Genomic DNA, 20,939 nt, shown 5'->3' with positions numbered 1-20,939 from the left:
TATTTAACATCCGCATCTCATAACTTACATCGTCAATAAGACGAGAAGTCCATTCATTATTAGTCAAGATTGCCACTGCCGCTGTGTAAAACGCAGGGTAGTTTAGCTCGCAGTAGCCCGCATCTGTTAGCACATGCCGATTAGCAGCATGTTCCTAAATACAACGGATGAATACTGCGTGCGTGCTGTTTTGTGGAGAAAAAACATGTCGGTAAATCTCTCTCCGATACCTCAGGTGCGGGGTATTTCACGCCGCCGTCTGCTGGGATATATCGGCGTCGGGCTAGTCAGTAGCCTGATGAGTCCCCTTTCACTAGATGCTTTCGCGGCATCGACCCAAACCTCGCCGCAGAATTTAGAAAGATTCATGTTGGTATCACGCGCATTGACCGGTAAGCGCCAGCTTAATGCGCAGATTGGTCAACGAATCTATCAGGTTCTGCTCGGGAAAATAGGCGGTTTTGACCAAAAACTCTCCTTGTTACAACCGTTGCCTTCGGGTGAACCTCAGCAATGGCTACCCCTGCAACAACAAATCGCCCGGCAAATATTGCAAGGCTGGTATATCGGCGTGATCGGTGAGGGAACCGATGCGGCGGTAATCAGCTATGAGAATGCGTTGATGTTCGATGCGGTATCCGATGTGTTGGTTATTCGCTCTTATTGCCCGAATAAACCCGGATACTGGGCTGTAAAGCCTGATGTCGCCTTATAATTTTGGAGAATACATTTATGGCTGACACACTAAAGGCGGATATCGTCGTTATTGGCTCGGGTGTTGCAGGAGGGCTGGTTGCCCATCAACTGGCCATGGCTGGCAAGTCAGTACTGGTTTTAGAGGCAGGTCCGCGCCTCTCTCGCTGGGAAATTGTAGAAAACTTCCGTAATCAGCCGGATAAATCAGACAACATGGCGCCATATCCTTCCACCGCGTATGCGCCTCATCCTGAATCTAACCCAAATAATAACTATCTGATTCAAAAGGGTGAACATCCGTATGATGTGCAATATATCCGCGCAGTGGGTGGCACAACCTGGCACTGGGCGGCTTCTGCCTGGCGCTTTTTGCCTAACGATTTCAAACTGAAAACCGTGTATGGCGTCGGGCGAGATTGGCCAATTGAGTATGCCGTGTTGGAAAAGTGGTATCTGCGCGCTGAACAGGAATTAGGTGTTTGGGGGCCAAGTGATGAAGATCTAGGATCACCCCGCAGTGAACCCTATCCGATGGCACCATTGCCATTATCGTGGAATGAACAGCGCATCAAGACGGTGTTAAATAGCCATGTTTTTAACGGTGGCAGCTTTAACGGCGGAAGTTTCAATGTGGTCACTGAACCGGTCGCCCGTAACAGTCGACCTTATGATGGCCGGCCAACCTGTTGTGGTAATAACAACTGCATGCCTATTTGCCCGATTGGCGCCATGTATAACGGTATCACTCATGTCGAAAAAGCCGAGCAGGCGGGGGCAGTCGTGCGCCCCAAAGCTGTGGTTTATAAGTTAGAAGTTAATGATAAAAAACAGATTACTGCGGCACTGTTTAAAGATGAACAAGGCAATGAGCATCGGGCTGAGGGTAAATACTTCGTACTGGCCGCTAATGGGATTGAAATTCCGAAACTGATGCTGATGTCCACCGATGAGAAAAATCCACGGGGAGTGGGTAATAGTTCCGATATGGTGGGGCGCAATCTAATGGATCACCCCGGAACCGGGGTGACTTTTATGGCCAGTGAACCCTTGTGGCCAGGGCGTGGGCCGCAGGAAATGACGTCGATGATCGGCTTCCGTGATGGTGCATTTCGTGCTGATTTTGCAGCGAAAAAAATTCATTTATCCAATTTGTCACGTACCGATCAAGTCACGATTGAATTACTCAAACAGGGGGATTTGCAACTCGGGCCACAGCTTGAGGCCAAAATCCGTGACAGGGCCGCGCGTTTTGTACAATTCGACAGCTTCCACGAGATTTTGCCTCATGTCGAAAATCGCATTATCCCCAGCGCTAGCGAGAAAGACGCCATCGGCATTGCGAAACCCGAGTTTTACTATGCAATGGATGATTATGTGCGAAAAAGTGCGGTACACACTCAGCAGGTCTATGCCGAGGCGGCAAAGTTGATGGGGGGAACCGAGGTTAAATTCAACAATAACTTCGCCAATAACAATCATATTACGGGTACCACCATTATGGGCAGTGACCCGAAAGACTCGGTAGTGGACAGCGATTGTCGCACCCATGACCATAAAAACCTGTTTATCGCCAGTAGTAGTGTGATGCCAACTGTCGGTTCAGTTAATTGTACTTTGACGATTGCCGCACTCTCGCTGCGTATCGCTGAAACATTAAAGGCCGAGGTGTAAGATGAGAAAACAAACCTTGGGCTGTTCAGTGAATCTCCTGCTTATCGCATTAGGTTTAGCTGTAACTGGGTATGCCAGTGCTGATGCTGACCTAATTGCACGTGGTGAGTACCTGACTACGGCCGCTGACTGTGTGGCCTGCCATACCACCAAAGACGGTAAGCCTTTTGCCGGTGGACTTGCCTTCAAGACGCCGATGGGCACGCTATATTCGCCCAACATCACGCCCGATAAAGAGACCGGAATTGGCAATTGGACGGATGAAGAGTTCTTGCGCGCATTACATGAAGGGAAAGGGAAAAATGGTGAGAATCTCTACCCAGCATTCCCTTACACCTCATATACCTTGTTGACGGATGCTGACGTCAAAGCCATTAAAGCCTATCTGTTTAGTCTGCCAGCAGTGCATCAAGCTAACCGCGAAAATGACATGCCTTTCCCATTCAACCAGCGTTGGGGATTGTGGTTCTGGAATTTGGTCAATTTCGAGGGGGAGCGCTTTCAGCCGGACAACACTAAAGATGCACAATGGAATCAGGGTGCTTACTTTGTTGAAGCATTGGGGCACTGCGCTGAGTGCCATACCCCGCGTAATATCACCATGGGGATGAAAGAGAGCAAAGCCTATGGGGGGGCAGAGATTAATGGTTGGACGGCGTTTAATATTACCTCTGATCCACATGCCGGTATTGGCGGCTGGAGTCAGCAGCAGGTGGTGCAATATCTGCGCACCGGCCATGTTGACGGTAAAGCACAAGCTGCCGGGCCGATGGCTGAAGTTATTGAGAACAGTACTCGCCACCTGAGCGAGAGTGATCTCAATGCCATGGCGGTGTATCTGCGTACCCTGGAGCCATTAAATCCAGATGACGAAACCAAGAGTCGTTCGGATTGGGGGCAAGCGGCGAGTAGTGTTAATTCCTTACGCGGTATGCCTTTCACGGCAGATAACAACACTGACGGCGCGCGCCTGTATTTGGGGAACTGTGCCAGTTGCCACAGTTTCACCGGTGAGGGCGTGAAAGACGGTTATTACCCTTCATTGATGAAAAACTCGGTGGTCGGGGCATCCGAGCCCAATAACCTGATTAATGTGATTCTCCACGGTGTGTCACGCAAAACCAATGACGGTGAAGTCTTTATGCCCGGATTTGCTAACACCTTAACCGATGAGCAGGTTGTTAGTTTGAGTCATTATCTGCTACAGCAATTCGGACAACCGGCACTGAATATAAAAGCCGATGATGTGAAGGCGCTGCGCGGGGAATAGAAAATAAGCACAAGGAAACCCAGTTCCCTTGTGCTTATTTCTGATTTATCTGTGAGGGGAAAATAACCCATATAACGATGCAGCGATGTTTGATAGTAAGTTAGATATTAAATTTTATTTTTTAACTAATATTATCAATATTGTTCTTATTTAACCTTCTCATTATGCCAATGCATTAATGTATATTCGCCATCATTACTGATGCCGGTGGCAATAGCTACCCACCCCTGTTTTTGATAAAACGCCAGCGCCTGCTGGTTTTTTGCCAGACATTTGAGTGAGCCGTGGCTGGTAAATAGCTGTTGTGCTGCCTGCAATAAGGCTTTTCCCGTACCGGACTGTTGTAGTTCAGGGGCAATAAACAGATGATGCAGGAAACTCTCTTCCATAAAAATTGAGGCAAAACCTAAGTGTTGATCGCCATCAACGGCGACCAGCACAGTTTCACCAATGGTTGAGCGATCAAAATCTTCCAGCCTAAAGTGTTCAACGTCCAGCCAGGTAAAGGCTGCTTTACGTGATGCCAGATACAAGGTGCGCAGGAATGGCCGGTCACTTTCCTGATACTGACGAATCTTGATACTCATCCTATGGTTATACCTCCAAAACAGGGTGCTTTTGCGAAATTGATCATTGGTTGAGCCAATACATGATTGATCTTCTACCACCTGCCCATGATAATAACAATTCTGACTCGGGGTGCCTGCCACAAACAGTGGCATGGCTGAGATATTACCCGTATTACCTGATCTGGATTATGCCAGCGTAGGGAAGTCTCGGCACCTTAGGGTTCCGCCTTCTTGACCGCCGGTTAGGAGGAATATGTTCGTTCAACCTGCCGTTTTCTCTTTAGCTATTCTCGCTGTTGCTGCCATTCGATCTCCCATTGATATGAGTGTGGAGAGATATTCATGAAGCGAATTAATGCACTCACGATTGCCGGAACTGACCCTAGCGGTGGGGCCGGTATTCAGGCTGATTTGAAAACTTTCTCTGCTTTGCAAGCTTACGGCACCAGTGTGATCACCGCCTTGGTGGCACAAAATACCTGTGGTGTGCAGTCAGTTTATCCCATCGAACCGGCGTTTGTTGCAGCTCAACTCGATTCTGTTCTCAGTGATGTGCGCATCGATAGCGCGAAAATCGGTATGTTGGCTAATGCTGACATTGTCGAGATTGTTGCCACACAACTGCAACGTTACCCCATCCCATTTGTGGTGCTAGATACCGTTATGGTCGCCAAAAGCGGTGATCCATTATTGGCACCAGAGGCCGTAGACGCAGTACGTCAACTGCTGTTACCGCGAGTGGCTTTGATTACCCCGAATCTGCCAGAAGCAGCCGCGCTACTCAATTGCCAGCCTGCGCGCGATGAGCAACAAATGTGTGAACAGGGGCGAGCACTGTTGGCTCTGGGGTGTCAGGGAGTATTGATGAAAGGAGGGCATTTGAGCGGTGAAGATAGCCCCGATTGGCTGTTTACGGCACAAGGCGAACAGCGTTTTGTTACCCGCAGAGTAAATACTCGCCATACCCACGGCACCGGCTGCACCTTATCGGCCGCATTGGCGGCCTTACGGCCACGGCTCCACGATTGGGCAGATACAGTGAATGCCGCCAAACACTATCTGCAAGGTGCATTAGAACAAGCCGATACCCTTGAAGTCGGACAGGGGGTCGGGCCGGTGCATCATTTTCACCGGTGGTGGTAATCCCCTTCGTCCTTGAAGTCGCCGGGGTGTTAGCTGCGCTCACCCCCCCGAATCACTGACTTGAGTCAGCTCATCGGGATGTGTTCACTTGCCGCCTACCTGCAACTCCAATGACTTTGGGGATCCTTCGTCCTTGAAGTCGCCGGGGTGTTAGCTGCGCTCACCCCCCCGAATCACTGACTTGAGTCAGCTCATCGGGATGTGTTCACTTGCCGCCTACCTGCAACTCCAATGACTTTGGGGATCCTTCGTCCTTGAAGTCGCCGGGGTGTTAGCTGCGCTCACCCCCCCGAATCACTGACTTGAGTCAGCTCATCGAGATGTGTTCACTTGCCGCCTACCTGCAACTCCAATGACTTTGGGGATCCTTCGTCCTTGAAGTCGCCGGGGTGTTAGCTGCGCTCACCCCCCGAATCACTGACTTGAGTCAGCTCATCGGGATGTGTTCACTTGCCGCCTACCTGTAGCTCCAATGACGAAGTGCATGCCTTATTTATTGAAATGGCAGAGATTTTTATGCCAATAAATAGCGCTGAGTCATCGCAAACATCGCGATAGCACGTTGCAAGTGATGGGCATCAAAACGGTTAAGCAGATAGCTGTCCGCGCCTTTGCGTGGGCGGATACACAGTGAGAGTTTTGGCTCGCCTGTTTCATCGTTAATCAGATCAAATTGATAACTGCCGATATCTTTTGCATCTTCACGCCAGGAGATTTGTACCGCAGGTAATGGGTTGCCTGCGCTAGGTTGGCGAACGGCAAAAAAGTACTCTCCGGCCCAGAACCCGGCGTAATCCCCATCAGCCTGTAGATGTTTAGTGCGAAAAATAGGCGCATCGACTAACTGACGGATAGTCTCGGGCGTTATCTGTTGTCGGGTTTGTTGCCACAGCGGGGTGTCATTTTCAAGTTGCCAGCAGGCTGCACCAAGATAATCATTCAATTCGCGCCAATCGGCATCGAGTTGCTGTAGCAACTCTTCATCGAGGATATTACGGTACTGCTGCATACCGCTGGGTTGTTCGCCCAATGTTTCGTAGGTGATTAACTCCATGGTGCGGGGTTTACGGCGAAAGCTCATCCACAACACGGCCTTCGGAATGCGAAATTCAATGGATTGAATGCTCAGACGATAGCGATCGCCTTTATTCACCACAAAACCATTGGCTGTACCGCGCTTATTTTGGTAATTACGTACCACCACCACGCTATTTAGCCCCATCCAGCCAGTGACATAATGCTCGCTGTCGGAATTGGCAACATCCAGATCGATAACCATCTGGATAATTTTATCCGTTTCAAGCTTAGCCAGCGGGTGGGCATCCCCGGCAGAGTAATACAGCTTCTCGGGTTCTTCGGGTAACTCAACGGTTAACATGGCATGGCCTTTTATCGGGTGGGCTCGGCTGATAGCTATCTGGTTCATAGCTTAACTCAAGCTGTCATACAGATTGTGATATAACTGGAATTAGGATGAAAATTCGTGCTATGGATCAACTTTTTCGCCGGTTGATGGTCATAGACAGGCAAGCTAATACCACGCCCGCTAAGCCGTTGCATAGAGCCTGGCTCACTGTCCGGCGAGTAGATTAATCAGATAATAAGGATTTCGATAATGAAAGGTAACAAAACCCGCCATTGTCTTGTGGCTGCGGTGATGCTCAGTGTCAGCGCCTGGGCTTTCGCGCAGCCAGCCACCACAACTGTCACAGCCACGTCAGTTGCCCAGACTTCTCCTGTCAAAAGCCGCCCGACCACGGCGGATCTGCTGCAACAGCCGGTTTATAAAAATAGCTGGCAAAAAATGGTGAAAAGCCAAAAGAATCTCCCCGCCTGGGCACGCAAAGGGGTGGGGACGTCAGCACCTTATGAGGTGATAAATTGGCAAGGGCAGCAATATAAGGTGGGGCGAATTTGTAAACCTCATGATTGCAGTAATAACTTTATGTGGGTGGCGTTTAGTCAGGATAAAAAACAAGTATGGCAGGCATGGGGAATGCGTATTTCCGTGGCAGACAAGCCACAAGCACTTGATAAACCGAGTGAGTTCGCGACCTATCAATGGCTCGGTCGTCCCAATGACAGTATCCAGGCCATGCTCAAAAAGCAGTTACAGCAAGATCCTAATTGGCACTGATTGAGGCAGGCCGCTAATAAGTAAATTTATCTAGATTAATTGATTATATTGATGAAGATGTCACTGGCGGATTTGAATGCTGGTTGCAGCGGCCTCGCAGCAGCGAGGCCTGAATCGTGAATGGAACCAACACAGCTACAACTTGAACGATGACGGGGATATCAACCAACGCCAGCTTGATGCAGGTCGTGCAGATTAATGGCTCCGACCAGTTTCCCATCCAGATTCACCACCGGTGCGGCACTGAGATGGTGCTGATGCAGTGCCTCCAGCGCTTCTCCTGCGCGCCATTGCTCAGGTAATCGGTAGCCTGGCCGTGTGATGGCATTTTCTAAGGGTTGCTGTAAGGTGCCACCTTTTACCAGCCAGCGGCGTAAATCACCGTCAGTGAATACCCCCACAACCCGTTGCTCCGGATCACATACAGCCACCAGCCCTAGTCCTGTACGGCTCAGTTCTAACATGGCTTCCATTACGCTGTCGGATTCATTCACCATCGGCAGGCGATCACCGGTTCTCATTAAGTGATGGACTCGATTAAGTAGCCTTGCGCCCAAGCTGCCGCCAGGATGTGAGCGGGCAAAATCTTCTGCACCGAAACCGCGATGGCGCATTAATGCCATTGCCAGAGCGTCCCCCATCATCAGGGTATTAACCGCGCTGGAGGTAGGAGCCAACCCCATCGGGCAAGCTTCGTGTTCGACACTGATATCCAATACACAGGCTGCACCCAGCGCCAGCGGGGACTCTTTGCCGCCAGTGATGGCAATCACGGGGATCTGGCTATCCGCCAACAAGGGCAGAATCAGGTCCAGTTCTTTGGCGCGCCCTGAGTAGGAGATAAAAATCACCACATCCTGAGGGCCAATCATGCCCAAATCGCCGTGCAATGCTTCCGCCGGATGTACAAAGAAGGAGGGGGTGCCAGTGCTGGCCAGTGATGCGGCAATCTTTTTACCAATATGGCCAGATTTGCCAATCCCTGAAACTACAGCCTTACCGGTGCAGGCTAATAATAACTCACAGGCGCGGATAAAATTATCATCTAAACGTGACAGCAGCTTATGCGCTTCTGTCAGTTCAATTTCCAGTGTTTCACGGGCATAGGTAATCAATGGATTAGTCATTTTTATCAACCAGAATGATGTTAATGCCCATGTCCTGTAGCGCTTGCAAATATTCTGGGCTAATACCTTTATCTGTAATCAGGATATCAACGGCACTTAACGGGCACACTACATTTGGGCTTTTACGGCCAAATTTGGAGGAATCGACCAGCAAAATAATGCGGCTAGCGGCACGGCACATCGCCGTACTAACATGATAAACTTCGTTAAACGTGGTGACACCTGCTTTCAGATCGACACCATCTGCACCGATAAACAGTTGATCGAAACTAAAATTATCAAATGCAGATTCTGCCAGACTACCATGAAAAGAGGCTGAACCTTTACGGTAAGTGCCACCCGGCATCAAGATAGTTTGATCGTTATCCAGCTCAACCAGTTCATTGACGATATGCAGGCTGTTGGTCATCACCGTGATATTGTTGAACTTTGTCAGGTGGGGAACCATTTGCAACACGGTACTACCGGCATCAAAAACCAGGCTATCACCGTCTTTAATCAGTTTGCTGGCAGCTTGAGCAATTTGCTTTTTCTTATCGGTATTAATGTGAGTTTTACGGTCAATGGGTTGTTCTATATCATCACGATTTAATACAACCCCACCGTAGGTACGGATAACCGCCCCTTCATTTTCAAGACTGGTTAAATCCTTACGAATTGTGGTACCGGTGGTTGAAAAATGTGCGGCGAGTTGATCGACGGCCGTCTTTCCGTGTTGTTGGAGATATTCCAGTATTGCAACCTGTCGCTGCTTTGGCTTCATAACGATCCCCGCTCAAGTATTTCCATTGCCTCTTTTTCAGGCATAACTTTCACATGAAAAAGAATAGCTTTCATTGTGAAAATATCATGATTTCGGTTTAATCGCTAATAATAGTGCAGTTTGACATGCTTTATCCGTAGGGAAGATCACATCCGGGATTAAATCCTGCTGATGTAAGCCATGAAGCTGAGGTAATGGGCGTGGGCGGGCGAAAACGCTAATGCCACGCATGATCATGCTGTCACTGACCCGCATATTCTCATCGAAAGCCAGCGCCATTACCACGCGGGGCTTAAAGCGCCCACCAGATCGGCCAACACCAACTGATTTACTGTGTTGACACAGGCGATCAAAAGCACGGTTAAACCGATTGATTTGCCACCAGCCAAGCATGATTTGCAGCACCCAGGCGATGATAACAATAGTGATCAGTGCTGATGTTGGAGACATATTTTTATCCTTCTTACTTGACGTTGCAGCAGTGTTAGCTGCGTTCGTTGCTTGGCCCATCCTTGGGCCTCGCCTCTGTGAGACCGCTAGAAACAGTCCCCTTCGCTTGCTGGGATGACAAACTGTTTTTTCAGACAACATCAAACTTAAAACATCACCTGACCACCGGTAATATTAATTGATTGTCCGGTGCAATAGGCGGCTTTATCGCTAGCGTAGAACAACAGCATGTTAAGCACATCCTGATAATCACAACCCCGTTTTAGTGGCACTTTATCGGTGTAATATTTTTCAACTTCTTCCGGCTGAATACCCAACTTTGCAGCGTACTGCGGTAAAAGAGATTGGAACATCGGTGATTTCAACAGATTGCCTAACATCAAGGAATGCACCGTGATACCGTAGTCAGCCAAGTCCAGAGCCAATGATTGGGTCAAACCAACGCCACCAAACTTGGCAGCACTGTAACCCGAGTTGTGTTTACTGCCCACTTTACCTGATTTGGAGTTGATCTGGATAATTCGCCCGGCAACGCCATCACGGATCATCAGGCGAGAGAATTCACGAGCACATAAGAAGTAACCGACCAGATTGACCTGTAGTGAGCGGTCAAAATCATCCAGTGGGAAATCAGTAATCGGTGCGGCCTTGGCAATGCCTGCGCTGTAAACGAGCAGGTTAGTTTGATGGAAACTTTGATCTACTGCTTTTGCCAGCATCTGCACGCTGCTTTCATTGGTGGCATCAACCTGAAAACCACGGGCGCTATCTGCGCCGTATTCGGCATTAATCTGATCAGCGACTAACTGTGCGTTATCTGAATTTAAATCAGCAACTGCAACTTTATACCCTGCTTCGGCAAGACCATGACACAAGAATGCGCCCAATGTTTGTCCACCGCCAATAACTACTGCTACTTGTGACATAACTACCTCCAAAATTATCCTTAGTACTTGAAGCTGCAGCGGTGTTAGTCGAACTCACTCACCCGAATCACTGACGAGTGTCAGCTCATCGGGATTTGTTCGTCTACTTCCTTTGCAATTCCAATTACTTCGGCTAATACCCTTAGTACTTGAAGTTGTCGCAGGGTTAACTGCGATGCTAATGACATCGGGTATAAATGAATAAATTAACGAATAAATTTCAGTGAGCTACCGATAGGAATATCATCGGGTGTTGGCCCTATTACATGGATAGAACCGGGGAACTCAGGTTGCTTATCACCATTAAAACGAATGGTGACATGACCCAATTCACGCAGGTTCTGAGTTGCCACCTCGCCAACTGCGGTGATGACATAGCGCAGATCAGCCAGTTCCATAATGTTGCCAGCCTGTAGCTCTCCATCGGTGTCGCTGTGCTGATGGATAAAACAGAACTCTTCAATATCTTTGGGTGCCCCTTCGCGGAAGGTGATAAGCATGTCATCAAGCAGCGCCTCGCGGGCGCTGTCGCCGATATTGGTAATAGTTGTCTGATAAATAGTATTCATACGTACATCCTTAACCGTTGAATGTATTACAGATAATTTTGTATTTAGTGCTTACTGATAGATAAAGGCTGATGCTGCCCAGGCAATCAATACTGTTGGCGCTCCGGTAAGGAAACGGCCAACCAGAACCGAAGGGACACCGACACGAACGGTATCTTGTTTCGCTTCGGCCAGAGACAGACCTACTGGGATAAAGTCACATGCTGCTTGGGCATTAATTGCAAATAACGCTGGCAGGGCTAATTGCGGTGGAATATTCCCCAAACCAATTTGTACCCCAACCAATACGCCGATAACTTGTGCGATAACGGCCCCTGGGCCTAAGAACGGTGACAACAGCGGGAAGGAGCAGATCAGTGCCAAGAGCACTAAGCCTATCGGGCTGCTGGCCAGCGGTGTTAAGCCGTGAGCGATAAAGTCGCCCAAACCGGATGCCATAATGATGCCGATTAACGCTGAAACGAAGGCCATAAACGGTAGGATAGTTTTCAGTACGGTATCTATGGTGTCGCGGCCTGACTGGAAGAATACCGCCACAACAGACCCCATCCCCATCCCGACTTTCGCCAGTAACCCGTCACTTTGTTCGGTAATTTTCTTGCTGGTATCGTAATCACGGCCAGCTTTGCTTGCGGTTGCGGTTGCGGTTGCGGTTGCCGGTTCTGCTGGTGCAGCCGTTGCGGTGGCGTGATCGGTTCCACTGACTTTATGGATATTTTTTTCACGCACACCGGAAACATAAATATCTTCCAGTATGTATTGCGCCATCGGCCCGGATTGACCGGTTGAATGGATATTAACGGTTGGAATACGGCGTTTCGGATACAGGCCACAGCGCAGGGTGCCACCACAGTCAATAATCGCCACGGCGATCTCTTCGGCTGGTGGTTCACCTTCTTTGAACCCATCCACCGCTTCCCAGCCAGTCAGTTCACTGATACGGTCAATAATGGCCGGGCGGGTACCCGCGGTGATATAGACAATTTTCTTACCCGGTACGATTGGCAACACTAATGGGCCACCCCAGCCGCCTTCGCCTTTTTCAATCCTGATGAATTCACTCATGCTCTGCTCCACACAGTATGTATTTAATTTACATATTAAAGTTGTACGTTACGGTCCAGACGGATGCCCATTTTGCGTTCAAAGATGGAGGTCGTCAGATCGGTAACCCAGCCACGGAAGAAGTTGGTGAACAACCCAACCAGGAAGTAGCTAACAGCCAGCGGGCCGAGGGGTAAGCCCAGTGTGGTTAAACCACTGGCAATACCTAAGAACACGAACAACTCACCTGGGTTAATGTGTGGGAACAAACCATTCATTGAGTGGCAACTGTAAGAGGCGGCCGCGTAATAACTTGGTTTATATTTTTCTGGCATAAAACGCCCGAGACTTAAGGTCATCGGGTTACAAAATACAAAGGTACCGATCAGCGGCAGCAACAGGTAACGGGAAACAGGGTTACCGGCACAGCGTTGAGCCAATCGTTCAATCCTATCCTGACCAACAAACTTGATCAGTGCATTCATGATTACTAACAAACTGATTAATAAAGGTAAGATCCCGGTGACCATGCCAACAAAAACTTCGCCCCCTTTTTGGAAGAGTCCGATAAACCACTCGGCTCCATGGGTTATGAGTTCAATCATTTTTTTCTCCTGTAATCGAGGTTATGGCTGTTTTTATAAACTTTTGTTTTGAAAAGAAACTTCAGGAACCGCGTGATAAAGCGGTATTCAAAATACTGAGGTTCCAGAATGGACTTCAGCATCTTGTCTGTCGCCATGTGAACTACCATAATCATTTTTTAGATCTATTTATTGCATATGGATCACACTTTGAAAGTAAAACCTTTCAAAGTGAAAATTAAATGTAAAAGAAAATAGGTTTGAAATGAAAGGTTTTTGCGTAAGAAAATGCGTTAACTCGAGCTAAAGCCAGGTCAACGTTGAGTTAGGCAGAGCGATAAGGGTAATAAAATCTAGAAGAATCATGGGCTAACCGAAGATAGCCCACAGATTGATATTTAGCCCAGCAGTTCACAATTTGGCGGCAGACGGCAGCCAATCGCATTGGGGATTATTTCGATACGGAAATGCTTGCCTGCCAGTGGTTCGCCATCCAGATTAAAAGTGATGTCATGGGGGGCTGTGATTTCCAGCCAAGGCAAGGTAGCCTCCACTACATTTTTATTTTTCTCACCACTGAACACGCTGGTCAGTAGGGCAGGAAGTAATTCTTCTGCGGTCAGCAACCGCAATTGCAGCAAGCCATCATTAATCAGTGCATCGGGGCAGAGAGGCTGTCCACCACCGGCTTGCCGACCGTTGCCGATACCTATTACCAGTGCATCACCCGCCCATTCGAAATCCGGCCCATGTATTTCACAACTGTCTGCTTTAATTGTATCCATGCGCATCAGGCCATGAATAAAGTATGAAGCCCCACCCAGTACGGCTTTGAGTTTTTCCGGTGTCTCAGTGGTAATGCGAGTGCCAAAGCCACCGGTCGCCATATTGATAAAGTAGTGCTCGCTATTTACTCGCGCGATATCAATGGTGACCGCCCGGCCTTTGACTGCCAATTGAAATGCATTTTCTATGTGCAGGGGAATGTTACAACTGGTGGCAAAATCGTTGGCTGTACCTAAGGGCACAATACCTAAATTGGGGCGATTGTAGGAGGGCAGGGCCATCAGCGCACTGGCGACTTCATTAATAGTGCCATCTCCCCCGCCTGCAATTACCGTATCGACCCCCAGACCGGCAGCTTCGCCAACATAACGCTTCGCATCCCCGTGTTCCCAAGTGACTCGAACATGAAGCATAATGCCTTCATCACGCAAGTTCTTGACGGCATTGCGAACTTCAAGATTACCCGATTCCTTACCATTCAAGATGAGAAGGGTACGTGGCATTGAGGTCATAACGTGCTCCAATCGTTTCTGCGATAGGAGTAACAGTAACCCATAGCTGTTTAATTTACCTATCCCCTTCTTACTTGAACTTGCAGCGGGGTTAGCGGTGTTCGTTACTCGGCCCATCCTAGGGCCTCGCCTCGTTGAGGTCGCCGCAAGCGGCGTTCAAATCTGCTCCTGACAGATTTGTCACCCGAATCACCTGACTGCGTAAGCTCATCAGGATTAGTGTGGGGCTAGCATAAATGCAGCTCGAATCACTTGCTGGTAGTGGGTTTGGCTTCTTTAGCTATATGAGATTATTCCGACAATATTGCAAATATCAATTATCTTTAAGTTTAATAAAAAGAGGTTTTATTTTTGTTGGGATATTTATTTAACGGAGATAATTATTATTTGATGGTGAGGTTATTCATAAAACAGGCTTTCTTATTATTAGTTAATAGCTTAACAAGAATCATTAATAATAAAATTTAGGAAAAATTAATAGTAATCAGATGGATAGGGCCATAAAAAAGAAAAGGCCAGCCCAAGGGAGATTGGGCTAGCCAAGGAGGTGGTTCCTAGTCTTGCTGTAAAACTTTTTTAGTTCTTGATTGTACTCGAGCTATGCTACCCCAGCGTAATTATAATTGATGTGATCCATTTCTAATATTTGCTAAAAATGCCATCTTGGCGATGGCATTATTTTTTTATCGCTTTACGTTACGCTTTTTCATGGGGATTTCGGCTATTTGTCCCATTTAGATTACGTACCAGTAAGCCATATTCCACGTTAATGTCCGCGGGGATGGGCAAATACATGATATGACCATTACCCGGTGCAATATCTGCCGGCTGACCTTTTTTATCTTGCATGCTGTCGAGAATAAACTGGATATTGCCGTTTGGCGTCATCAGCTCAACACTATCACCAACCGAGAATTTGTTTTTGACCACCACTTCAGCCAAGCCGTCACGACGCACTCCGGTAAACTCACCGACAAATTGCTGGCGTTCAGAAACTGAATAGCCGTAATCGTAAGTTTGTTGCTCTTCATGCACATGACGGCGCAGGAAGCCTTCGGTATAACCCCGGTGAGCCAAGCCTTCCAGTGTGGTCAACAAGGTTGGATCAAAAGGTTTACCCGCAACGGCATCATCGATAGCACGGCGGTAAACCTGTGCGGTACGCGCGCAATAGTAGAAGGATTTAGTCCGACCCTCAATTTTCAGTGAATGCACACCTAATTGCGTCAGGCGTTCCACATGTTGAATAGCGCGTAGGTCTTTTGAGTTCATGATGTAAGTGCCGTGCTCATCTTCGGTGGCGGTCATGTACTCACCAGGGCGCTGTGCTTCCTCAATCATAAACACTTTATCGGTTGGTGCACCGATACCCAGTGTTGGCTCGATATTCTTTACCGCAATCGGTTGGTGAATATGCACGATGTTGCCGATTTCATCTTCTTTGCCTTCCTGAACATTATATTCCCAGCGGCAGGCATTGGTGCAGGTTCCCTGGTTCGGGTCGCGTTTATTGATATAACCAGATAGTAGGCAACGGCCGGAATAGGCCATGCACAGTGCGCCGTGGACAAAAATCTCCAGTTCCATATCAGGAACTTGTGCGCGTATTTCTGCAATTTCTTCCAGTGATAACTCGCGGGAGAGAATAACGCGGGTCAACCCCATCTGTTGCCAAAATTTGACGGTAGCCCAGTTGACGGCGTTAGCTTGTACTGACAGATGAATATCCATCTGCGGGAATGCCTCACGTACCATCATGATCAAGCCGGGATCCGACATAATCAGTGCATCCGGCCCCATATCGATCACCGGTTTTAAATCACGCAGAAAGGTTTTCAGTTTGGAGTTGTGGGGGGCAATATTTACGACCACATAGAAGCGCTTACCGAGGACATGCGCTTCCTGAATACCTAATGCCAGGTTCTCGTGATTAAATTCATTATTACGCACCCGTAGGCTATAACGTGGTTGGCCGGCGTAAACCGCATCTGCCCCATAAGCAAAGGCATAACGCATGTTTTTAAGGGTACCGGCAGGCGATAATAATTCCGGGGTAAAAGGAATAGATGAAGACATATAAGTGGCTCTCAGTCTGAGTTCAAGTCAGAACCACGCCCGAAGGGGTGGTTAAAAGCCGGGGATTGTAACCTTGCCAATCAGGAAAATCAGCCATCGCACAATTTTTGTAGGGTTTAAATGATCTGGATCAGTTTAAGCGGATTTTAATGTCTTGGAGCATAAAGGAAAAATTCGTTAATTGAGCGATTTTTTGCTCATTTTTTGACTAAATGATTTTCTTTGAGTAATATTTTGCACATAAATACTGATTTATTCTTTATATGAGCAGTTTTTTGCTCAAGAGGTGTTTGTGGCTAAACTAACGATACAGATCTTCAATCACGGCCTTTGGCATGATGCTGCTGAACTGACTTTTACAGAGCCGGCTCGTGGAAGGCAAGGCGCGGCAGTGCTAGGCTATGACGGCGATTATGCTATTGAGTGGATGTATCGTGATGATGAATTCAGTTGTAGCATAAATTTACCGGTTGAATTAGCTCACACCTATTCGTCTAAGCATTGGTTTGCTTTTATTGACGATATAATGCCCGCAGGCGCAAGCCGCCGCTATTGGGTTAACCAACTTGGTCTGCAATCAATGTCAGCGAGCGAGCAGGATTATATTTTGCTGAAAACGGGCACTATCGCCCCTGTTGGCAATATGCGAATAAAAGATGCAATACCTGAGTTACATCCTGATAGCCAGTTAAACCATATCCGCTTTACATTGCAGGACGTAGTTGAGCGTGACTCATCTTTTTTGGAATATGCGCAGCAAAGAGGGGCCTCGGCAGGGGGGGCGACAGGGGCCGGTGGCGAAGCGCCGAAGCTACTATTATGTTGTTCAGATAATGATGAAATCTGGATTGATACTTTCCAGGATGGCATCAGTAACCAAGATACTCATTATTTAATTAAATTCCCAAGAGGGAAGCGTAGCACTATTGATTGCGATATTTTACGTGCTGAGTATCACTTTTATCAGGAACTGGCAAGCATTGGTATCGATACGATAAAGACTGAAAAGATGAGGCTGATAGAGGGAGATAATTATCCTTCTTTATGGTTACCTCGCTTTGATATTGATTCAATTGAGAATAAGCGAGTTCAATATGGTCTGGAGTCACTTTATTCAGTTATGGATGTTGCTTCGGGTAGCTATTTAAATCATTTTGAGGTAATCCGAACTTTAGTAAAAAAACTGACTTCTCAGTATCAAGTTAATGAATTAAGTCGGCCTTTAAATGTTGAAGCTCTCGTTATTGAAATGATTAAGCGAGATTTATTAAACGTCGCTTTTGGTAATTCTGACAATCATGGCCGCAATACTGCATTAATTAAACGGCCTGAGGGGATCTGGCTCTCGCCTATCTATGATTTTGCCCCGATGAAAGCAGATCCTGAAGGTATTCCCAGAGTGACTCAATGGGGGTCGCCTTATGAAGAGGGAGGGAATTTCGACTGGAAGGGTATTATTACTGAGTTATCTGATCTTGCTGACCCTGACAGTGTCTTTTTGGCATTCCAGCAAGTGGCTGAAAATCTAATAGGTTTGAAGGTTCGTCTTAAAATGCGAGGAGTACCGGACAGCATTCTTAATATGCCGGGAATGGCTTTTGATTATTTGGATGAAAAATTACAACGCTGGGCACATTTATGAAAGTGAAACTTTCACCGCAAGAGCGTGAGAACTTGTTACTGATGTTACTAAGCCAGCTATTTAGTGAACAGATATCTACAGGGGAATTACTGCGCAAACTTAGAAAAGAGATGCTAACCATGTCTCAGGACGAGTTTTCATCTTTGGTTAATATCAGCCGACGTACTCTGTCTGATATTGAAACTGATAAAGGGGGCCAGACGTTATCTGTGCTTGGGCGTGTTTTTCGGCCTTTTGGTTTGAAAATAGGTTTATTGCCACGTAACCAGCAAGTATTGAAAAAAATGCTGGCGAAAGAGTTTGCAGCGGTAACCGAAGATCAGGAGCGTTTGAAATGAGATGCGCGGTCACTCGCCCCGCGCGGGTACCTTTAAGCAACGAATGTAGGTAAAATAGCTCTATCAGATAAATAAAAATTACAGCGTCAGATCTTTAATTATGGTGGTCGGGCCATTTTTTATTACGGAGGCAATGCCTTTTTTGGCAGCAGCGTCAGAACTGTAGGATTCACTGACGCCAATAACCTGATGGTTTTTCGCTTTCAAAACGAAATAAGGTTCATTTTTGACGTTGTGCTTCAGCTCATATTGGCTTTCCAGTGGCGAGTTACTCTGCACTGATGATATGCCGTTTTCAGCCGAAGCCTTACTGGCGTACATCTCACTGGAGAGAATAGTTTCGCCATTGCTGGCTTTTAGATTGAAATAGTGCTGCCCATTCTTTGCCTTATTAAGCTCATAGTGACCCATGGTCATAGTGGTTCTCCTGTTGGTTGTGATACCTCTAATGAGTGTAGTCAACGTTGACCGGATGTCAGGTCAATGCGCTATGCACCACCAACATAACGCACCTTTGGCAAAGACGGCATTACAGTAAACGACAGATCTCTGCTTCCCAGCGATACCCCATACCGTACACTGCACGGATAAATGGCTTCTTGCCATCGAGTGATTCCAGCTTGCGCCGGAGATTTTTGATATGGCTATCGATAGTGCGATCCGTCACTACGCGGTAATCGTCATACAGATTATTCAGCAGTTGCTCACGGCTAAACACATGGCCTGGTTGAGTTGCCAGTATTTTCAGCAGACGAAATTCTGCCGGGGTCAATTCCAACTGATGGCCCAGATAACTGGCCTGAAAGCGGGATTCATCAATCAGCAGTGGCACCGTATCACTTGGCTGCTGCGGTAGCGGTCGGCAGCGGCGCAGAATGGTTTTGACCCGCGCCACCACTTCCCGCGGGCTATAGGGTTTGCAGATATAGTCGTCAGCACCGATCTCCAGCCCCAGTAATCGATCAATCTCTTCGGTTTTTGCCGTCACCATCATAATCGGCACATCAGAGAAACGGCGAATTTCTCGGCAAATGGTAATGCCATCGCTACCGGGTAACATTAAATCCAGCAAAATAATGGCCGGTGGCGACTGACGGACTGCCGCCACTACCTCGTCACCCCTGGTGAGCCATTGGGTCTGATAACCCGCAGCCTGTAGGTAATCGACCAATAACTGGCCGAGCTTCGGTTCATCTTCAACAATCAATACGGAGCCAGATTGGCTGGCAGACTGAAGCGGCTCGTGCATTACAATGAATTACCCTATGGAATGGAATAGCGGAAATACTACCGTAATCCGCAGGCCACCCAAAGGTGAATGTTCGGCGCTGATTTTGCCACCGTGGGCCTCGACAATATTGTGGCATATCGCCAGCCCTAGTCCTGAGCCGCCGCTTGCGCGGTTACGTGAGCTTTCGGTGCGATAAAAACGCTCAAAAATACGTTGCAGCTGTTCATCACTAAGGCCCGGTTTACTGTCCTGCCAGTGTAGGGTTAATATTTCTTCTTCTGGCAGTGCGATAATCTCAAGCTGCCCGCCTTCATTGGTATAACGCAGACTGTTTTCCAGTAAATTATGAAATAGCTGATTCAATCGGTCGGGGTCGCCGAACATTATTGCCTGTTCAGGCAGATGGGCAGTAATGGTGATATTTTTACTTTGGAAACGGCCATGGAAGCTGGCGATAGCGATTTGTAACAGACGCACGGCATCCAGTTGGGTTTTACGGTAGGCCAGTGCACCACGATCTGAGAGCGATAACTGATGCAGGTCGTTGACCAGTTTGGTCAGAATTCCTACCTCGGCTTGCAGTGAGATCAAGGATTCAGGTGTTGGTTGCCGCACACCATCCTGTAGCGCCTCCAACTCGCCGCGCAGTACCGCCAGTGGCGTGCGTAATTCATGCGAGACATCGGCCATAAAGTCGCGCCGCATTTGCTCGTTTTTCTCCAACGAACTGGCAAGTTGGTTAAAGTCTTGTGCCAAACGGCCCAGTTCGTCACGGCTACTGACCGCCACTCGAGTGCTGAAATCACCGGCAGCTAAGCGGTGAGTGCCTTCCACTAACCGTTTTACCGGTGCTAACATCCCGCGCGATAAAACCCAGGTCACCGCTGCCGCCAGCAGGGTTGATAAGCCGACAATAATCCAACTGGTGCGGCGCTGTTGCTGGTCAAAGTTAATATCTGCATTACGCGTCAGTTTTTCGGGGGGAGTCGACATCACCCAGCCCACCACGTTTTTATTCACCTTGATGGCGCGACGGCTAGCTTCTTTCGGCACCTGACCGGTGTGTCCGACCAGTAGATTATTGTGATTATCGACCACCCAGAACTGAGCGCGCCAGCCTCGTGGCGGCAGATTGCGGCTGTTATCACTGCTCTGCTCGAAAGAGCGCATGATCTGATAAATCACCTGATCATTATTACGCAGGAAATCCCAGTTACCGTAACGCTGATATTGCACCTCAAGCGCGTCTCCCAACATGGCGATACGTTGTTCATTGCTCTGTTTGATGTAATCAATGAATCCGCGCTCGAAGCTGGCTCTAACCCCCCAGTGCATCGTGATCAACACCAGCATGCAGGTAGCAAATATCGCCATAAACAGTTTTCCGGTAATGCCGATTCTCATT

Annotated in this window: 21 protein-coding genes and 1 riboswitch; of the genes, 7 read left to right on the top strand and 14 right to left on the bottom strand. The window is 48.0% G+C overall.

The genetic code is table 11. The annotated features are described in order from the left end of the window. Nucleotides 1-205: 205 nt before the first annotated feature. The 3 genes from ACWJJO_RS16665 to ACWJJO_RS16655 are packed head-to-tail and all read left to right on the top strand — an operon-like array spanning nucleotide 206 to nucleotide 3,637. A complete protein-coding gene (locus ACWJJO_RS16665) occupies nucleotides 206-715 on the top strand; it encodes a sugar dehydrogenase complex small subunit (protein ID WP_193784798.1) in 510 nt (169 codons plus the stop codon). 17 nt (nucleotides 716-732) lie between these two features. Continuing rightward, the gene (locus ACWJJO_RS16660; RefSeq protein WP_481091270.1) at nucleotides 733-2,367 is read left to right on the top strand and encodes a GMC family oxidoreductase; all 1,635 of its coding nucleotides are present in this window, start codon (nucleotides 733-735) and stop codon (nucleotides 2,365-2,367) included. A 1-nt stretch (nucleotide 2,368) separates the two neighbouring features. Beyond that, nucleotides 2,369-3,637, top strand: coding sequence for a c-type cytochrome (locus ACWJJO_RS16655; protein WP_420073388.1), 1,269 nt, complete (start codon nucleotides 2,369-2,371; stop codon nucleotides 3,635-3,637). A 146-nt stretch (nucleotides 3,638-3,783) separates the two neighbouring features. Here ACWJJO_RS16655 and ACWJJO_RS16650 read toward each other — a convergent pair whose 3' ends face one another. Further along, a complete protein-coding gene (locus tag ACWJJO_RS16650) occupies nucleotides 3,784-4,224 on the bottom strand; it encodes a GNAT family N-acetyltransferase (RefSeq protein ID WP_083163224.1) in 441 nt (146 codons plus the stop codon). A gap of 98 nt (nucleotides 4,225-4,322) precedes the next feature. Beyond that, nucleotides 4,323-4,426, top strand: a riboswitch (TPP riboswitch). Between the two features lie 122 nt (nucleotides 4,427-4,548). Here ACWJJO_RS16650 and thiD point away from each other — a divergent pair. Continuing rightward, a complete protein-coding gene (gene thiD / locus ACWJJO_RS16645; RefSeq protein ID WP_083163226.1) occupies nucleotides 4,549-5,349 on the top strand; it encodes a bifunctional hydroxymethylpyrimidine kinase/phosphomethylpyrimidine kinase in 801 nt (266 codons plus the stop codon). A gap of 514 nt (nucleotides 5,350-5,863) precedes the next feature. Here the strand turns inward: thiD and ACWJJO_RS16640 are convergent. Next, the gene (locus ACWJJO_RS16640) at nucleotides 5,864-6,727 is read right to left on the bottom strand and encodes a hypothetical protein (protein ID WP_481091601.1); all 864 of its coding nucleotides are present in this window, start codon (nucleotides 6,725-6,727) and stop codon (nucleotides 5,864-5,866) included. 237 nt (nucleotides 6,728-6,964) lie between these two features. Between ACWJJO_RS16640 and ACWJJO_RS16635 the strand changes: the two genes are divergently transcribed. Beyond that, on the top strand, nucleotides 6,965-7,486 hold the full coding sequence (locus tag ACWJJO_RS16635) for an inhibitor of vertebrate lysozyme family protein (protein ID WP_420073620.1): 522 nt from the start codon (nucleotides 6,965-6,967) through the stop codon (nucleotides 7,484-7,486). Nucleotides 7,487-7,647: 161 nt separating this feature from the next. Here ACWJJO_RS16635 and gutQ read toward each other — a convergent pair whose 3' ends face one another. From gutQ to trhP, 9 genes are all read right to left on the bottom strand, one after another. After that, complete coding sequence (gutQ, locus tag ACWJJO_RS16630; protein ID WP_083163230.1) at nucleotides 7,648-8,613, bottom strand: arabinose-5-phosphate isomerase GutQ; 966 nt, start codon at nucleotides 8,611-8,613, stop codon at nucleotides 7,648-7,650. Further along, complete coding sequence (srlR, locus tag ACWJJO_RS16625) at nucleotides 8,606-9,376, bottom strand: glucitol operon DNA-binding transcriptional repressor SrlR (protein WP_083163232.1); 771 nt, start codon at nucleotides 9,374-9,376, stop codon at nucleotides 8,606-8,608. Before srlR ends, gutQ begins: the two co-directional genes overlap by 8 nt. Before the next feature lie 84 nt (nucleotides 9,377-9,460). Next, nucleotides 9,461-9,826 carry a transcriptional regulator GutM gene (gene gutM / locus ACWJJO_RS16620; RefSeq protein ID WP_083163234.1) on the bottom strand — a complete coding sequence of 122 codons (366 nt, stop codon included), beginning with the start codon at nucleotides 9,824-9,826 and terminating at the stop codon, nucleotides 9,461-9,463. A 146-nt stretch (nucleotides 9,827-9,972) separates the two neighbouring features. Beyond that, nucleotides 9,973-10,752, bottom strand: a complete 780-nt coding sequence (gene srlD, locus ACWJJO_RS16615) for a sorbitol-6-phosphate dehydrogenase (protein ID WP_083163236.1) — start codon at nucleotides 10,750-10,752, stop codon at nucleotides 9,973-9,975. A 206-nt stretch (nucleotides 10,753-10,958) separates the two neighbouring features. Beyond that, complete coding sequence (gene srlB, locus ACWJJO_RS16610) at nucleotides 10,959-11,321, bottom strand: PTS glucitol/sorbitol transporter subunit IIA (protein ID WP_083163238.1); 363 nt, start codon at nucleotides 11,319-11,321, stop codon at nucleotides 10,959-10,961. A 51-nt stretch (nucleotides 11,322-11,372) separates the two neighbouring features. Continuing rightward, nucleotides 11,373-12,386, bottom strand: coding sequence for a PTS glucitol/sorbitol transporter subunit IIB (gene srlE / locus ACWJJO_RS16605; protein WP_442820606.1), 1,014 nt, complete (start codon nucleotides 12,384-12,386; stop codon nucleotides 11,373-11,375). A 35-nt stretch (nucleotides 12,387-12,421) separates the two neighbouring features. After that, nucleotides 12,422-12,970: a PTS glucitol/sorbitol transporter subunit IIC gene (gene srlA / locus ACWJJO_RS16600; protein ID WP_004877312.1), complete on the bottom strand. Its 549-nt coding sequence runs from the start codon at nucleotides 12,968-12,970 to the stop codon at nucleotides 12,422-12,424. 377 nt (nucleotides 12,971-13,347) lie between these two features. Continuing rightward, on the bottom strand, nucleotides 13,348-14,238 hold the full coding sequence (gene yegS / locus ACWJJO_RS16595; protein WP_481091600.1) for a lipid kinase YegS: 891 nt from the start codon (nucleotides 14,236-14,238) through the stop codon (nucleotides 13,348-13,350). Nucleotides 14,239-14,943: 705 nt separating this feature from the next. Then, nucleotides 14,944-16,323: a prephenate-dependent tRNA uridine(34) hydroxylase TrhP gene (gene trhP, locus ACWJJO_RS16590; protein WP_083163244.1), complete on the bottom strand. Its 1,380-nt coding sequence runs from the start codon at nucleotides 16,321-16,323 to the stop codon at nucleotides 14,944-14,946. A gap of 292 nt (nucleotides 16,324-16,615) precedes the next feature. Between trhP and ACWJJO_RS16585 the strand changes: the two genes are divergently transcribed. Both ACWJJO_RS16585 and ACWJJO_RS16580 read left to right on the top strand, forming a co-directional pair. Further along, nucleotides 16,616-17,965 carry a type II toxin-antitoxin system HipA family toxin gene (locus ACWJJO_RS16585; protein WP_481091269.1) on the top strand — a complete coding sequence of 450 codons (1,350 nt, stop codon included), beginning with the start codon at nucleotides 16,616-16,618 and terminating at the stop codon, nucleotides 17,963-17,965. Continuing rightward, nucleotides 17,962-18,303, top strand: coding sequence for a helix-turn-helix transcriptional regulator (locus tag ACWJJO_RS16580; RefSeq protein WP_050084756.1), 342 nt, complete (start codon nucleotides 17,962-17,964; stop codon nucleotides 18,301-18,303). Before ACWJJO_RS16585 ends, ACWJJO_RS16580 begins: the two co-directional genes overlap by 4 nt. 78 nt (nucleotides 18,304-18,381) lie before the next feature. Here the strand turns inward: ACWJJO_RS16580 and ACWJJO_RS16575 are convergent, their stop codons facing one another. The 3 genes from ACWJJO_RS16575 to baeS form a co-directional block, all read right to left on the bottom strand. Then, nucleotides 18,382-18,720: a YegP family protein gene (locus ACWJJO_RS16575; RefSeq protein ID WP_083163248.1), complete on the bottom strand. Its 339-nt coding sequence runs from the start codon at nucleotides 18,718-18,720 to the stop codon at nucleotides 18,382-18,384. A 112-nt stretch (nucleotides 18,721-18,832) separates the two neighbouring features. Next, entirely contained in the window at nucleotides 18,833-19,552 is a 720-nt protein-coding gene (gene baeR / locus ACWJJO_RS16570; RefSeq protein WP_083163251.1) for an envelope stress response regulator BaeR, read from the bottom strand. 9 nt (nucleotides 19,553-19,561) lie between these two features. Continuing rightward, nucleotides 19,562-20,938 carry an envelope stress sensor histidine kinase BaeS gene (gene baeS / locus ACWJJO_RS16565; protein WP_481091268.1) on the bottom strand — a complete coding sequence of 459 codons (1,377 nt, stop codon included), beginning with the start codon at nucleotides 20,936-20,938 and terminating at the stop codon, nucleotides 19,562-19,564. Nucleotide 20,939: the final 1 nt, after the last annotated feature.

The organism is Yersinia antarctica (genome assembly GCF_056636475.1).
The sequence above is the reverse complement of the archived record's forward strand: the minus strand, read 5'-3'. Positions and strand labels throughout refer to the sequence as shown.